The organism is Microbacterium sp. CFH 31415, from assembly GCF_022538185.1.
Lineage (GTDB): Bacteria > Actinomycetota > Actinomycetes > Actinomycetales > Microbacteriaceae > Microbacterium.
In genome coordinates this window covers 61800-77243 of record NZ_JAKYXC010000010.1, presented here as the reverse complement: position 1 = coordinate 77243, position 15444 = coordinate 61800, and the positions used below count along the sequence as shown (strand labels likewise).

Genomic DNA, 15444 nt, shown 5'->3' with positions numbered 1-15444 from the left:
CCGCCGGCGGCCCCGGCCTCCGGCACCCCTGTAATCGCACCACCCGAACAAGTAAGGAAGATCATGCAGCACTCCAAGAGGGCAGTCGTCACAGGCGTCGCACTGCTCAGCGCGCTCACCCTGGCCGGCTGCGCCGGCGGCGGTTCCGGCGCGGGCGAGAACGGCGGCAACGGCGCGGATGCCGCGGCCTGCGCCCCGTCGGACGAGAGCGTCACGCTCGACTTCACGTCGTGGATCCCCGGCATCGAGGACGTCGTCGCGATCTGGAACGAGGAGAACCCCGACATCCAGGTCGAGGTGCAGACCGGACCCAACGGCAACGGCGGCACCTACCAGAGCTTCTTCAGCCAGCTCGCGGCCGGCAACGCGCCCGACCTCGGGCAGATCGAGTACGACGCGCTCGCCAGCTTCCGCGTGCAGGACGGTCTCGAGGACCTCTCCGCGTGCGAGGACGTCGTCGCGGCCGAGGCCGACTTCATCCCGTGGACCTGGGGTCAGGTCACGCTCGGCACCGACGGCGTGTACGGCGTGCCGCAGGACTCCGGCCCCATGGCGCTGTTCTACCGCTCCGACCTCTTCGAGCAGAACGGCATCGAGGTTCCGACCACGTGGGAGGAGTACAAGGAGGCAGCCAAGGCCGTGCGCGCGGCCGGCGGCTACATCACCAACTTCTCGACCGCCGACATCAACCAGTTCGCGGGCTTCGTGTGGCAGAACAACGGCGACTGGTTCACCAACGACGGCCAGGAATGGACCGTCGACCTGACCGGTGAGGCGTCGACGCAGGTCGCCGACTACTGGCAGGAGCTGCTCGACGAGGACCTCGTCGCCACGTACCCGGCCTGGACCGAGGAGTGGAACAACGCCTACAACTCGGGTGCGGTCTGGACCTGGAACTCGGCCGTCTGGGGCGCGAACTCGATCTCGTCCGGCGCCCCTGACACCGCCGGCAAGTGGTCGGTCGCACCGTCTCCGCAGTGGGAGGACGGCGGCGCCAGCTCCGGCAACTGGGGCGGCTCGTCGATCGCCGTCTTCAAGGGCACCGACCACCTCTACGAGGCGGCGAAGTTCGCCCTGTGGCTGAACACCTCGGACGAGGCGCTCACCGCCCTCAACCAGTCGGCGAACATCTACCCCGCCACGACGGCCGGTCTGCAGCTCCCGTCGCTCCAGGAAGGCGTCGAGTTCTACGGCGGCCAGAAGATCTACGACGTCTTCGCCGAGGCCGCGCAGCAGGTCAACCCCGACTTCGTGTGGGGCCCGACCATGACGCAGACCTACGCCGACGTGTCGGACGGCTTCCAGAAGGCGGTCACCGGCCAGGGCACGCTGCTCGAGGCACTCGAGGCCGGCCAGGAGGCGACCATCGCGACCCTCAAGGCGCAGTCGATCCCGGTCGCGGAGTAGAGTCCCCGCGTGATCCATCACCTCCGCGCCGCGGGAGTCAGCCTCGTGCTCGACTCCCGCGGCGCGGGCGTTCCCGCCGTGGTCCACTGGGGCCGCGACCTGGGCGCCCTCGACCCCGCCGACCTCCAGACCCTCGCCGACGCCGGCGTTCCCGCGATCGCGCCCAGTTCGATCGATGTGCCGCTGCGGCTCACACTGCTGCCTGCCCTCGGTGACGGGTGGACCGGGCGCCCGGCGGTGGCGCTCGCCGACGGGCGCGCGCCGGTGCGGCACCTCAGCACCGCGCGCGAAGACGACGTCCTCGTCGTCGAGACGGTCGTGGGGGATGCTGTCGTGACGACGCGGCTCGAACTCACGGCGCAGGGCGTGCTCCTTGCCTCGCACACGATCCGCAACGACGGCGACTCCGCGGTCGCGGTCACGGCAGCCGACGTCGTGCTCCCGGTTCCTGATCGGGCACGGGAGGTGCTCGACTTCTCCGGCCGCTGGGCGGGGGAGCGGCGCCCGCAGCGGGGCCGTCCCGGACACGGCGCATGGCTGCGCGAGACCCGTCACGGCCGCGGCGGCCACGACGACCCGTTCCTCATGGTCGCCGGCACCGCGGGCTTCGACTTCGGCTCAGGCGAGGTGTGGTCGACCCACGTCGCCTGGAGCGGCGACACCCGGCAGTGGTTCGAGCGGTCCGACCTCGCGCCCGCCGTGCTCGGGGCGGGCGAGCGCTTCGCGTCCACGACACTCGCACCCGGAGAGTCTTACGCGTCGCCGACCGTCGTCGCGACGTGGTCGGGCACGGGGCTCGACGGCCTGTCCGACCGCCTGCACCCGTGGGTGCGGTCGTGGTCGACGATCGCCCGGCCGCGCCCGCTGACCCTCAACACGTGGGAGGCCGTGTACTTCGACCACTCCCTCTCGCGCCTCGAACCGCTCGTCGAACGCGCGTCCGAGGTGGGCGTCGAGCGCTTCGTCCTCGACGACGGCTGGTTCCTCGGCCGCACGGACGACCGCCGCGCCCTCGGCGACTGGACGGTCGACCCGGAGCGCTGGCCCGACGGGCTCGGTCCCCTCGCCGCGCGCGTGAACGCCGCGGGGATGGAGTTCGGGCTGTGGGTCGAGCCCGAGATGGTCAGCCTCGACTCCGACCTCGCCCAGCGGCATCCCGAATGGCTCCTCACCGCACCCGAGTCGGTGACCTGGCGCTGGCAGCACGTGCTCGACCTGTCGCTGCCCGAGGTCCAGCAGCACCTGTTCGACAGGCTCGACGCTCTCCTCGACGAGTACCCCATCGCGTACCTGAAGTGGGATCACAACCGCGACCTCCTGGTCGAGGCGTCCCGCCCGCAGGTCCTCGGCCTGTACCGCCTGCTCGACCGGCTGCGCGCCGCGCACCCCGGAGTCGATATCGAGTCGTGTGCGTCGGGCGGCGGCCGGATCGACCTCGAGATCCTGCGCCGTGTCGACCGGGTGTGGACGAGCGACACCAACGATCCGCTCGTGCGGCAGGCGATCCAGCGATGGACGGGCATCGTGGTCCCGCCCGAATACCTCGGCTCGCACGTCGGCGACGCCCGCGCGCACACGACCGGACGCGTCGCCGGCCTCGGGTTCCGGCTCGCGACGGCGCTGTTCGGGCATGCCGGGATCGAGTCCGACCTCACACGCGTCTCGCCCGAAGACCTCGAGGCCGTCCGCCGCTGGGCGGAGGTCTACCGCGAGCACCGGGCGCTGCTGCACGCGGGACGCGTGGTGCGAGCGGACGCCGCAGACCGCGCCGCGCTGGTGCACGCCGTCGTCGCGCCCGACCGCGGGCGGGCGCTGGTCTCGTACGCCGTGGTGGGCGAGACCGACGCCGCGCTGCCCGCACCGCTGCGGTTGCCCGGACTCGACCCCGCGCGCCGGTACCGTGTCACCGTGGTCGACCTCGGTGCCGGCCCCGGCATGCTGCAGGATGCGCCCCCGCCGTGGTTCGCGACGGGCGAGGTGACGCTGCCGGGCGCTGTGCTCGCCGACGTCGGGCTGCCCATGCCGCTGCTGCAGCCCGGCAACGCCGTGGTGCTGCGCGCCGACGCCGACTGACCCGGCTGGCGGTGTGCACATCGTCGGCAATCCGGCGGAGCGGTGCGGAGGGGGCCGCCTGAGCGGCGGGGCGGGCGCTCACCGGCCGCGGTTCCGGAGGGCGGACTGCCGACGTTGTGCACGGCCCCGGGTGACCTCAGCCGCGGGCGGCGCTCTTGACCACGTCGTACGCCGCGAGGGCGGCCTGGCGTGTCTCGCGCAGATCGACGATCGGTTGCGGTGGGTCGTCCGACAGGTGCTCGGGCGCCCACTGCCGCACGTAGTGCCCGTCCGGGTCGAACTTCTTCGCCTGCAGTTCGGGGTTGAAGATCCGGAAGTACGGCGCGGCGTCGGCACCGGACCCCGCGACCCACTGCCAGTTGAACGGGTTGTTCGCGGCATCCGCGTCGACCAGCGTGTCCCAGAACCACTGCTCGCCGAGGCGCCAGTCGATCAGCAGGTTCTTGATGAGGAAGGACGCCGTCACCATCCGCACGCGGTTGTGCATGTAGCCGGTCTCCCACAGCTCGCGCATGCCGGCGTCGACGAGCGCGATGCCGGTGCGTCCGCGCTGCCATGCGTCGAGCACGCTCGGCCGCAGGCGCGGCCAGGGGAACGCGTCGAACTCGCGCCGCAGGTTCTGCGTCGCGAGCTCGGGGGAGTGGAACAGCGTGTGCCACGCGAACTCGCGCCAGCCGAGCTCCGACAGGAACTTCCCGGCGCGCCCCGTCGCCACCCCCTCGTGCCACACCTGATGCGGGCTCACCTCGCCCCAGCGCAGGCGCGGCGACAGCAGCGATGTCGCCCCGGCGGCGGGCTCGTCCCGAGCGCGGGCGTAGTGGCCGAGGTCGTCGTTCAAGAACTCGCGCAGGCGCCGGCGCGCGGCGGGTTCGCCCGGCTCCCACGTCTCGCGCAGGCCTCCCGCCCAGTCCGGCTCATGCGGGACCAGGTCCCAGTCGTCGAGGCGGTCGGAGTCGATCGGATGCGGCGGCCCCGCGATCTCGCGCGGCTCGGGGAGCGGCGCGCGTGGCGCGGGCAGCGCCTGGCACGCGCGCCAGAACGGCGAGAAGACGGCGTAGGGCGTGCCTGCTCCCGTGGTCACCGTCCACGGCTCGAAGAGGAGGGATGCCGCGAACGACGCCACCTCGACGCCGGCGTCGCGCAGCCCTGCCTTCAGCCCGGCGTCGACCTCGCGCTCGGGCCCGCCGTACCGGCGGTTCCAGAAGACCGCGCCGGCCGCGGCATCCGTCACCGCCTCCCGCACCACGCGATCGGCCGGACCGCGCCGCAGGACGAGAGTGCTTCCGCGCTCGGCCAGGCGTTCGGCGAGCGACGCCAGCGAGCCGTTCAGCCACCACCGGGCGGCTCCGCCCAGCGGCCGGATGCCCGGCGACTCCTCGTCGAGCACGTACAGCCCGATGATCGGCTCGCCTCGGTCGATCGCCGCGCGCAGCGCCGGGTTGTCGGCCAGACGCAGGTCGTCGCGGAACCACACGATCGAGGGGCTCGGCATGGGTCCATCCTGTCGGCGTCCGCCGGCGGCGATCCGGTCTTGACAACCGGCGCGCTCCCCCCCCCTGCGCCGAAGTCAGGCGACGCGAATCCGGCTCGCCGGATCCCGGCCCCGGTCAAACGGTCGGGAGAAACTGCACGAGACTGGCGAGTCGCGGCACCGAGGCGGCCGAATCTCCCGACGCTTTGACGGGCGCGGCATCCCGCGGCGCGTTCGCCTCGCTCGCCCACCCCCCGTAGGAGGTGGTGAGCCGCTCAGAGCGCGTCGGTCTCGTGGTTCTTCGGGACGACCATGAGCAGCGCCCCGGGCTCGACCCGCGTGCGCACCGAGACCGCCTCGCCGAACTCGTCGCCGTCGAGCTGCACCGGCCGGGGATCCTGCGTCGCGATCTCGATCCCCGAGCCGCGCGAGTACCGCACCGCGTTGTCCTTCGTGCGCAGTGCGAGCACCCGGCGCCCGGCGCGGAAGCGCCGCAGGAAGCTGTTGTCCCACGCCACGCGGCGCCAGACGAAGATCCACCCGAGGGGACCCTTGGGCTGGAAGATCACGATGTCGAGTGCGCCGTCGGCGACGGACGCCTCGGGGATGAGCTCGAGCCCGGCGGGCAGCGACCCGCAGTTCGCGAAGAGGATGCTCTGCACCCGCGCCGAGTGCAGGCGGGCTTCGGGCAGCTGGTACATCACGCGGAACGGCTTGGCGCTCGGCAGCGAGCGAGCTGCGCCGTCGACGTACGCGACCCAGCCCACCGTCTTCTTCAGCTGCGGGTTGGTGTTGGCGATCATCGCGGCGTCGAGCCCGATCCCGCCCATCACGACGAATGCGCGCTCCTCGATCTCACCGTCCCGGCGCTGCAGCTTCGACCAGCCGATGTCCATCGCGAGGGTGTCGCCGTCGAACACCGCGCGCATCATCGCCTCGGGCTCGGTGAGGGGAAGCCTCAGGTTGCGCGCGAGGAGGTTGCCGGTGCCGCTCGGCACGATCGCCAGGCGCACACCCGACCCGCTCATCGCCTCGGACACCGCGCGCACCGTGCCGTCGCCGCCGGCCACGAGCACCGCGTCGACGCCCGCCTCGAGCGCCTGACGCGTGACGTCGTCGCCGAGGTCGTCCACCGTCGTCTCGTAGAACAGGGGCTCCGCCCAGCCGGCCTCGGCGGAGAGGCGCATGAGGGTCTCGCGCAGCGCGTCGCCGTCGGCCTTGATGGGGTTGTAGACCAGCGCCGCCTTGGGGCTCGGGCGCTCATCGCCGCCGGCCATGGGCTCGGTCTCGCCCTCAGGCCCGACGCGACGGGCCTCGCCGCCCTCGCCGTCCTTCGTGTCGGGCTCGACGTCTTCGGGCTCACGGATCACGTCGTCCGGTGCGGCCGCCGCGGCGGGATCGGGAGCATCGGCGTCAGCGGGCCGGGCGTCGCCCGCGCCCTCGGCGGCGGCCTCCGCCACGCGTTCCGCGTCGGCCTCGACCTCGTCGCGATCGGGGCCGTCGGCGTAGATCGCATCGGAGGGGTGCACCGGATCGGGCGCGTCCTCGCCGCCCGGCTCGGCCGCGCGTTCGGAGTCGGGAGGAGTCACCATGGGTACAGGCTATGGCCAGATGAGACGCCGGATGCCGCGTCCCGCCCGGCGACTAAGGTTGTAGGGTGATCGATCCCGTCCTGCTTCGCGAGAATCCCGTGCTGGTCAAGCGGTCGCAGGAGGCCCGCGGCGTGTCGCCCGACACCGTGGACGCCGCCCTCGAGGCCGACCGCGCCCGACGCGCCGCCATCACCGCATTCGAAGAGCTGCGGGCCGCGCAGAACGCCCACGGCAAGAAGGTCGCACAGGCGCCGAAGGACGAGAAGGCCGCCCTCGTCGCCGAGGCGAAGGAGCTGAGCGAGCGGGTGAAGCAGGCTCAGCACGCCGTCACGGCGGCGGAAGAGGCATCCGCTCTCGCTCTCTCCCAGATCGAGAACATCGTGATCGACGGCGTCCCCGCCGGTGGCGAAGACGACTTCGTCACGCTGCGCACACACGGCGAGGTCCCCGCGTTCGGCTTCGAGCCCCGCGACCACCTCGAGCTCGGCGAACTGCTCGACGCGATCGACATGGAGCGCGGCACGAAGGTGTCGGGCAGCCGCTTCTACTTCCTCAAGGGCATCGGGGCGCGGCTCGAGCTCGCCCTCATGAACCTCGCCCTCGACCGGGCGCTGAAGGCCGGGTTCGTGCCGCTCGTTCCACCGACGCTCGTGCGTCCCGAGGTGATGCGCGGCACCGGGTTCCTCGGGCAGCACGCCGCCGAGGTCTACCACCTCGAGGACGACGACCTCTTCCTCGTCGGCACGAGCGAGGTGCCTCTCGCCGGGTACCACATGGACGAGATCCTCGACCTGAGCACGGGCGCCAAGCGCTACGCGGGCTGGTCGACGTGCTACCGCCGAGAGGCCGGTTCGTACGGCAAGGACACCCGCGGCATCATCCGCGTGCACCAGTTCAACAAGCTCGAGATGTTCGTCTACACGACGGCGGCGGACGCCGAGGCCGAGCACCTGCGCCTCGTCGAGATGCAGGAGCGCATGCTGCAGGACCTCGGCCTGAGCTACCGCGTGATCGACGTCGCCGCGGGCGACCTGGGGTCGAGCGCCGCGCGCAAGTACGACATCGAGGCGTGGGTCCCGACGCAGAACGCCTACCGCGAGCTGACCTCGACCTCGAACTGCACGACCTACCAGGCGCGCCGCCTCGACATCCGCCACCGGCTCCCCTCCGAGCCGGGCAAGGGCAGCGGCAGGACCGAGCCCGTCGCGACGCTCAACGGCACGCTCGCGACCACGCGCTGGATCGTCGCGCTCCTCGAGACCCACCAGCGCGAGGACGGCTCGGTGACCGTGCCCGAGGTGCTGCGCCCGTTCCTCGGAGGGCTCGAGGTCATGGAGCCTGTGCGCGCATGACACGCGGCGCCCCTCCCGCGCGCGGCAGCGCGCATCGCCCGAAGGGGGCGACCGAATGACGGAAGCGCATCTTCCGCCGACCGGGTCGATCAAGGTCGTCAAGCCCAAGAAGGCGGCCAAGCTCGTCGAGCGGGTCGCGCGCGACACTGAAGACCCGTCGATCGTCACCGAGCGGCTGCTCATCGTGCTCGACATCGACGGCACGCTGATCCTCGAGGACGAGTCGCTCAGCCCGGGCGTCGTCGAGGCCGTCGAGCACGCGCGGCGCGCGGGCCATGAGGTCATGATCGCCACCGGCCGCAGCTGGGAGGGCACGCGCGGCATCATGCGTGTACTGGGGCTCTCGCCCGAGTACGTCGTGTGCTCGAACGGCGCCGTGGTGCTCAAGCGCGTCGACGGTGACGAGGTGCGCTATGAGCGCGACCACATCGAGACGTTCGATCCCACCGAGGTGCTGACGCTGCTGCGCGAGCATCTGCCTGACGCCCGCTACCTCGTCGAGCTGCCGGACGGGCAGCGGCTGTACACCGAGTACCTCGAGGACTGGAACCTCGTGCACGCGCGCCGCGTCGGCTTCGACGAGCTCGGCGCGCAGCCCGTGTGCCGCATCGTCGTGGTCGCCCCCGAGCAGGGTCCACAGGACTTCCTCGACCTCGTCGAGCGCATCGGCCTCAACCAGGTCTCGTACGCCGTCGGCTGGACGGCGTGGCTCGACATCGCGCCGCACGGGGTCGACAAGAGCACGGGCCTCGAGATCGTGCGCACCGAGCTGGGCATCGACCCGGCGCACGTGCTCGTGATCGGCGACGGCCGCAACGACGTCGGCATGTTCCGGTGGGCGCTCGAGAACGGCGGCCGGGCGGTTGCTATGGAACAGGGCCCGCAGGAGGTTCGGGATGCCGCGGGCGAGACCACCACGTCGGTTCAGGCGGGCGGCGTCGCAGCGGTGCTGCGCAAGCTCTGAGCGCGCCCTTTCAGACCTTCCACAGGCGTCGCTGGAAGAATCGGGAGGCGGTCTGTCGGTTAGACTCGACGCCTGTCTGACGGATGCCTCGCTTGAGGGATCGTCGGGAGGGTTGTCCGAGCGGCCGATGGACCTGGTCTTGAAAACCAGTGGGCAGCAATGTCCCGTGGGTTCGAATCCCACACCCTCCGCAGAGCGCCGGGGGCGTACCAGTGAGAGCAGCTTCCCCCGAGAGGACACGAGTGGCCGAGACGACCAAGCCCGCGAAGCGTGGCCGTCGCACCGTCGCGCGGCACGGTGAGCTGACCTCGCCTCACCCCATCTCGCTGATCATGAAGCTGGTCGGCGTGGTCGTCGCCGTCATCCTCGTCTCCACCGCCGGTGTCGCCGCCTACGCGCTCACCGACCTGACGGGGAGCGTCGCCGAGAACGCGGTGGCGCTCGAGGGCCAGGAAGACGTCCCGCCCGACATCGGGGCGATCGAGGGGGGCGTGAATCTGCTCCTCGTCGGCACTGACGAGTGCGAGCCGCAGTACGCGAAGTACTTCGGCGAGCGGTGCACCGGCGCCGACTCCGAAGGCCAGCTCAACGACGTCAACATGCTGGTGCACATCTCCGACGATCCGCGGCGCGTCACCGTGATCTCGTTCCCGCGCGACCTCATGATCCCGATCCCGTCGTGCACCAGCGAGGACGGATCCGTCACAGGCGGGGTCTCCAACGACCAGATCAACACCGCGTGGTCGTACGGCGGCCTGTCGTGCGTGAACAAGACCATCTCCGAGCTCAGCGGTCTCAGCATCCCGTTCGCCGCCAAGGTCAGCTTCGGCAACGTCATCAACATCACCGACGCGATCGGCGGCGTCGACGTGTGCATCGGCAACGGCGGCATCCGCGACAGCAACACCGGCATCGACTGGCCCGCCGGCGAGCGCAATGTGCAGGGCCTCGAAGCGCTCCAGTTCCTGCGCACGCGCTACGGGCTCGCGAACGGCAGCGATCTCGCCCGTATCAGCAACCAGCAGCAGTACATGTCGAGCCTCGCCCGCAAGCTCGTGAGCGAAGAGGTGCTGTCCGACCCCGCGACGCTCTACAAGCTGGCGACGACCGCCGTTGACAACATCACCCCGAGCGAGTCGCTCGCCAATCCGATGACCCTCGTGCAGATCGCCCTCGCAGTGAAGAACGTGCCGTTCGAGGAGATCGTCTTCGTGCAGTACCCCGTGGACCAGGACCCGTACGACGAGAACCGCGTGATCCCCAACCGTCAGGCGGCCGAAGCGCTGTGGTCGGCGCTCGCGGCCAACGAGCCGATCAACGTCACCAACGACGCGAACCTCGGCGGCGGCGTGATCACGGTCGAGCCCGGCGCCGACGAGACGCCCACCACGGCCACGCCCTCGACGACGCCGACTCCCGGCGCTACCGAGGTTCCGGTCGACCTGCCGGACTCGATCCCCGGAACCTCCGCCGCTGACCGCACCTGCTCCGCAGGCAACGTGCGAGCCGACGGCTGATGCCCGCAGGCACTCGACCCTCGGAGGAGGGCCGCGTCCCCCTCGCGCGCCACGCGGTGCACCGGGACCGGCATCCGCTCGTCGCCTTCCTCGCCGTCTTCGCCGTCGCGCTCGCCGTCATCGGAGTGAGCGCCACGAGCATCACCGCCTTCAGCGTGTGGGATGCCGCGCACTCGCTCTCCGCCAACGCGGTCGTCCTCGGCGAGGACGAGCCCATCCCCCCGTCGCTCGGAGCCATCGAGGGCGGCGCGAACCTGCTGCTGGTCGGCACGGACTCGTGCGAGGGAGAGAACGCCGCCCTGTCGGCGGCCTGCCAGAACGGCGACGTCGACGGCGAGCGCAACGATGTCACCCTGCTCGTGCACATCTCGGACGAGCCGCGCCGCATCACGGTGGTGTCGTTCCCTCGCGACATGGTGGTGCCGATCCCGGCCTGCCCCACCGAGGACGGGTCGGGCACCTATCCGGCCATGAGCGCACAGAAGCTCAACGTGTCGTACACCTATGGCGGACTGGCCTGCACCGCGCTCACCGTCGAATCGCTCATCCACGACAAGATCGACTTCGCCGCGGCGATCCGCTGGGCGGGCGTCATCAACATGTCGGATGCGATCGGAGGCGTCGACGTGTGCGTCACGGGCGACGTCCACGACCCGCACACCGGCCTGACGCTCGCGGCGGGCACCCACACGCTCGAGGGCCGGCAGGCTCTTCAGTTCCTGCGCATGCGCCACGGAATCGGCGATGGCTCCGACCTCGGGCGCATCTCGAACCAGCAGCAGTTCATGTCGTCGATGGTGCGCAAACTGCAGTCCGATGCGGTGCTGGCCGACCCGGGCGTGCTGTTCACCCTCGCGACGACCGCGATCAGCCAGGTGCAGCAGAAGCAGCTCGTGCTCAGCCAGTCGCTCGCGAACCCCACGCTGATGGTGCAGATCGCCATGGCGGCGAAGGATGTGCCCTACGAGGACATCGTGTTCGTCCAGTATCCGACGGCCTACTCGTGGGACGGCGTGCAGGTCTACCCGGTCACCGAGGCGGCCGACGTGCTGTTCAGCGCCCTGCAGGCGAACCAGCCCCTCACCCTCACCGGCGAGTCCAGCCAGGGTCTGGCCATCGAGGTCACCGGCGAAGCGGTCCCGCAGACGCCGACGCCGTCCGAGACGCCGAGTGACGAGGGCGGACCGGATGCCGCGACCGCGACGCCGGATCCGACCGGCACGCCCGTCGTCCAGGAGCGCGTCGACCTGCCTTCGGACATCGCGGGACAGACCGCGGCGCAGACCACGTGCACCAAGCCGCAGGAGTGACGGCGTTTCGAAAACTTCGAAAAGGCTTGCGACTCCCGTGCTGTTACCGATAACGTCCCCTCAACCGTGGTGGGAGCTCCCTGAGCCCTTCGAGGAATGAGGACGACGTGGTCGCGAAATCGAAGAAGACGATGGCCGCGCTGGCCGCCGTCGCGGTCGGGGCGCTGGTCGTCACGCTGTCGCCGCTGTCGCCGGCGATCGCGGCGACCGAGAACCCGATCATCGGAGACGGCTCCGTGTACTCCGCCGACCCCAGCCTGCTCGCGGACGGCGACACGCTGTACATCCACGCGGGGCGCGACCAAGCCGGCACGACGACCAACGACTTCATCATGAACGAGTGGCAGGCGTTCTCGACGACCGACGTCGACAGCGGCGACTGGGAGCACCACCCGTCGCTGATGCGGCCCGAGACGGTGTTCTCCTGGGCCACGTCCGGTCGCGCCTACGCCGGCCAGGTCGTGAAGGGCGTCGACGGGCGCTTCTACTGGTACGTCCCGGTCAACGAGGCGGCGAGCACCGCGCCCGACAAGTTCGGCATCGGCGTCGCGGTGTCGGACACGCCGCTCGGCCCCTGGGCCGACCACGCCGGCGGACCGATCGTCTCGCAGACCATCCTCGGCAACGACGCGCACAACATCGATCCGACCGTGCTCGTGGACGACGGTCGCGTCTGGATGTACTGGGGCAGCTTCAGCCGTCTGATGGCGATCGAGCTGCAGGCCGACATGAAGACCCGCATCGGGACGCCGACGAACATCACGAGCGGCGTCACCGGGTTCTTCGAGGCGGCGTGGCTCTTCACGCGCAACGACACCTACTACCTGGCCTATGCCGCGAACAACGCCGGCCCGACCAGCTCGTGCACGCCGGCGAACTACCACGCGTGCATCGCCTACTCGACGGCCTCCAGCCCGCTCGGGCCGTGGACCCACCGTGGCCGCATTCTCGCGCCGGTGTCGTCGACGACGAGCCACCCGGCGATCGCGGAGTTCAACGGCGAGTGGTACATGGCGTACCACACGGCCGACGCCGTCGGCGGGAACCACTTCCGCCGCTCGGTCGCGATCGACCACCTCGAGTGGGACGACACCCAGACCCCGGCGCGCATCCTCCCCGTGACCCCTACCCCGGTGAAGGGCCCGAACCTCACGCCCCGGTCGAACGTCGCGCCGTGGGCGACGGCATCCGCCTCAAATGAGCCGATCCCCACCCAGTACTGGATCAGATCGCTCAACGACGAGCTCGTCCGTCCCAATCCGCTTCCGCCGGACATGTGGGGAAGCTGGACGGCGAACCGCCCGGCGCAGCAGTGGATCCAGTACGACTGGGACGTCCCCGTCCGTGTCGATCGCGCGCGCATCAAGTTCTGGCGCGACGCCGCTCCCGGTACGGGCAACGGTGTCTCCGACCCCTCGTCGTGGATGCTGCAGTACTGGGATGCGGGTGAGTGGAAGGACGTGCCTGACCCGAGCGGCTACCCGACGGCCACGACGGCCGTCCATCAGGTGACCTTCGGTGCGGTGACGACGTCGCGGCTGCGCGCAGTGCTCAACGCCTCGCCCAACGCGGCCAACCCGCCGCAGTACTCCGCGCTCGCCGTGGAGGAGTGGGAGGTGCACGCCGCACAGCCCGACGGCGTCGAGCCGGTGGCGGTGCAGACCGTCATCGGCACCCCGCCGGAGCTTCCTGAGACCGTGAGCCTCACGTACGGCGACGAGACGCTGCCCGCGCCGGTGCGCTGGGGCGAGATCGACCCCGCCGACATCACGGCCGCCGGCGAGTTCACGGTGAGCGGCTTCGTCGAGGGCTACGCCGCAGGTCGCGTCGACGCGACGGTGACCGTCCTCGGTGAGGACCCGTGGCGCACCAACCTCGCGCTGACCGGCATGCCCGAGGCGCAGGCGACGGCCGGCGGCTCGTCGCTCGCGGCGCTCAACGACGGCCAGGTCCTCTATGAGGGATCGGCACACCCGGTGTGGACGACCGCGGCCGGCGACGCCGCCACCCGCTGGGCCGGATACACCTGGGAGGAGCCCGTTCGCGTCGATGGCGTGACCGCGCACTTCTGGAGCGACCGGGCCGGACCCGACGCCGGCGACGGTGTCGCCGTGCCCCGGTCGTGGGCCGTGCAGGCGCTCGTCGAGGGCGAGTGGCAGGACGTCACCGGTGCGGATGCATACGGCACGACCGGCGACGCCCCGAACGCGGTCACGTTCGACCCGGTCACGACCACGGGCATCCGGGCGGTGCTTGCGGCTCAGACCGACGGTGAGGCGCACGCCGGCGTCGGCCTCGGCGAACTCGAGGTGTTCGGCGAGACGATCGACGCGGAGGCGCCCGACGTGGCGCTCGCGGTGTCGGGTGTCGACGGCGCCGACGGGTGGTTCCTGTCGGCCGCGACCGTGCGGGCGACCGCCACCGACGACCGCGACGTGCGCACGCGCATCGAGCTGTCGGTCGATGGCGGCGCCTGGCAGGCGAGCGACAACGTCCGCTTCGCCGAGGCGACCGTATCGGGCGACGGCGAGCACACGGTGACCGCGCGAGCGACGGACACCGCCGGCAACACGTCGGCCGAGGCATCCGTCCCCGTCAAGATCGACGCGACGCGCCCCACCGTCACCGGCACACTCGACATCGTCGCGCGCACGGTGAGCGCGACCGCCGCAGACGCCGGGTCCGGCGTCGCCGGCATCGAGTACGCCATCGACGCGCCCACCGGCTGGCAGGCGTACGGCACGGCTGTGCCGGTCGACGATGAGCGGCACGTCGTGTACCTGCGGTCGAGGGATGCCGCGGGCAACCTCTCGGCGCTCGCCTCGATCACCGTGCCGTTGTCGCCGAACGCTCCGCTCGAGGGCAACATCGCCCCCATCGCGACGCCGACCGCGTCCTACACCTCGGGCTGGAACTCCGTCACGGCGGTCAACGACGGCGCACTGAGCGGAGCGTCGTGGGGCACGTGGCCCAACGTCGGCGAGCAGTGGGTGCAGCTCGAATGGGACCGGGTCGTCACGATCGACAAGGCCGGCGTGCTGTTCTTCCGCGACTCGAGCGATGCATCGGGGGTGGGCATGATCCCGCCGCGCGAGTGGAAGCTGCAGTACGTCGACCTGGCGTCGGGTGAGTGGCGGGATGTCGCGGCGACGGGCTCCTACGAACGCTCGTCGACCACTGTCAACGAGGTGGCTTTCGCGCCGGTCACGACCACGAAGCTCCGTGCGCTCATGCAGGCGTGGGGCTCCGCGAGCGCGGGCGGATCGAGCGGCATCCTCGAATTCCAGGCGTGGGCGGCGGCGCCCGCAGCGCCGGAGCTCGACGTCGAGCTCACCGTGACGGGCCGTTGCGTCGCCGGCAAGGGCGTGCTCGCCGTTACGGCCGCAAACGGCGACGAGGTTCCGGTCGACGTTGCGCTCGAGACGGCGTACGGCTCGAAGGCGATCGCCGACCTCGCGCCCGGCAAGCGCAGCTCGCAGGCGTTCTCGACACGTCAGGCGTCGGTCCCCGCCGGCGGGGTGAGCGCGGAGGTCACGGGCATCGTGGACGGCGAGACGGTGACGTCGGAGGTGAGCGCGACGTACGACACGCTGACCTGCTGACGCCGGGAACGGATGGGTACGAGCCCGGGGCGCGCAGGCGTTCCGGGCTCGGCTGTGTCCCCGGCGGGGTTATGCGGGGGTCTTGCGGCGGCGGGCAGCGCGAGGGTACGCTCCTGTTCGCGGTAACTGTTTGCGTAAACATCGACCGCCCCGCAA

9 protein-coding genes and 1 tRNA gene are annotated in these 15444 nt (G+C 71.1%); 8 read left to right on the top strand and 2 right to left on the bottom strand.

Features of this window, described 5'->3' with window-relative positions:
• Window positions 1-63: 63 nt before the first annotated feature.
• Both MK786_RS12290 and MK786_RS12285 read left to right on the top strand, forming a co-directional pair.
• A complete protein-coding gene (locus MK786_RS12290; protein ID WP_241112533.1) occupies window positions 64-1407 on the top strand; it encodes an ABC transporter substrate-binding protein in 1344 nt (447 codons plus the stop codon).
• A 9-nt stretch (window positions 1408-1416) separates the two neighbouring features.
• Window positions 1417-3480, top strand: a complete 2064-nt coding sequence (locus MK786_RS12285) for an alpha-galactosidase (protein WP_241112532.1) — start codon at window positions 1417-1419, stop codon at window positions 3478-3480.
• Window positions 3481-3616: 136 nt separating this feature from the next.
• Here MK786_RS12285 and MK786_RS12280 read toward each other — a convergent pair whose 3' ends face one another.
• Together MK786_RS12280 and MK786_RS12275 are read right to left on the bottom strand one after the other, a co-directional pair.
• Complete coding sequence (locus MK786_RS12280) at window positions 3617-4972, bottom strand: deoxyribodipyrimidine photo-lyase (protein WP_241112531.1); 1356 nt, start codon at window positions 4970-4972, stop codon at window positions 3617-3619.
• 254 nt (window positions 4973-5226) lie between these two features.
• On the bottom strand, window positions 5227-6543 hold the full coding sequence (locus MK786_RS12275; RefSeq protein WP_241112530.1) for a diacylglycerol kinase family protein: 1317 nt from the start codon (window positions 6541-6543) through the stop codon (window positions 5227-5229).
• A 65-nt stretch (window positions 6544-6608) separates the two neighbouring features.
• Here MK786_RS12275 and serS point away from each other — a divergent pair, with 65 nt between their 5' ends.
• The 6 genes from serS (at window position 6609) to MK786_RS12245 (ending at window position 15288) form a co-directional block, all read left to right on the top strand.
• Entirely contained in the window at window positions 6609-7895 is a 1287-nt protein-coding gene (serS, locus tag MK786_RS12270; protein ID WP_241112529.1) for a serine--tRNA ligase, read from the top strand.
• Window positions 7896-7950: 55 nt separating this feature from the next.
• The gene (locus MK786_RS12265; protein WP_241112528.1) at window positions 7951-8859 is read left to right on the top strand and encodes an HAD family hydrolase; all 909 of its coding nucleotides are present in this window, start codon (window positions 7951-7953) and stop codon (window positions 8857-8859) included.
• A gap of 106 nt (window positions 8860-8965) precedes the next feature.
• Window positions 8966-9050, top strand: a tRNA-Ser gene (locus MK786_RS12260).
• Between the two features lie 51 nt (window positions 9051-9101).
• A complete protein-coding gene (locus tag MK786_RS12255; RefSeq protein WP_241112527.1) occupies window positions 9102-10376 on the top strand; it encodes an LCP family protein in 1275 nt (424 codons plus the stop codon).
• Window positions 10376-11686 (top strand): LCP family protein, encoded by a 1311-nt coding sequence (locus tag MK786_RS12250; protein WP_241112526.1) that lies wholly within the window; start codon window positions 10376-10378, stop codon window positions 11684-11686. The genes MK786_RS12255 and MK786_RS12250 overlap by 1 nt, the downstream gene beginning before the upstream one ends.
• 107 nt (window positions 11687-11793) lie before the next feature.
• Complete coding sequence (locus tag MK786_RS12245; RefSeq protein ID WP_241112525.1) at window positions 11794-15288, top strand: family 43 glycosylhydrolase; 3495 nt, start codon at window positions 11794-11796, stop codon at window positions 15286-15288.
• Window positions 15289-15444 lie beyond the last annotated feature (156 nt).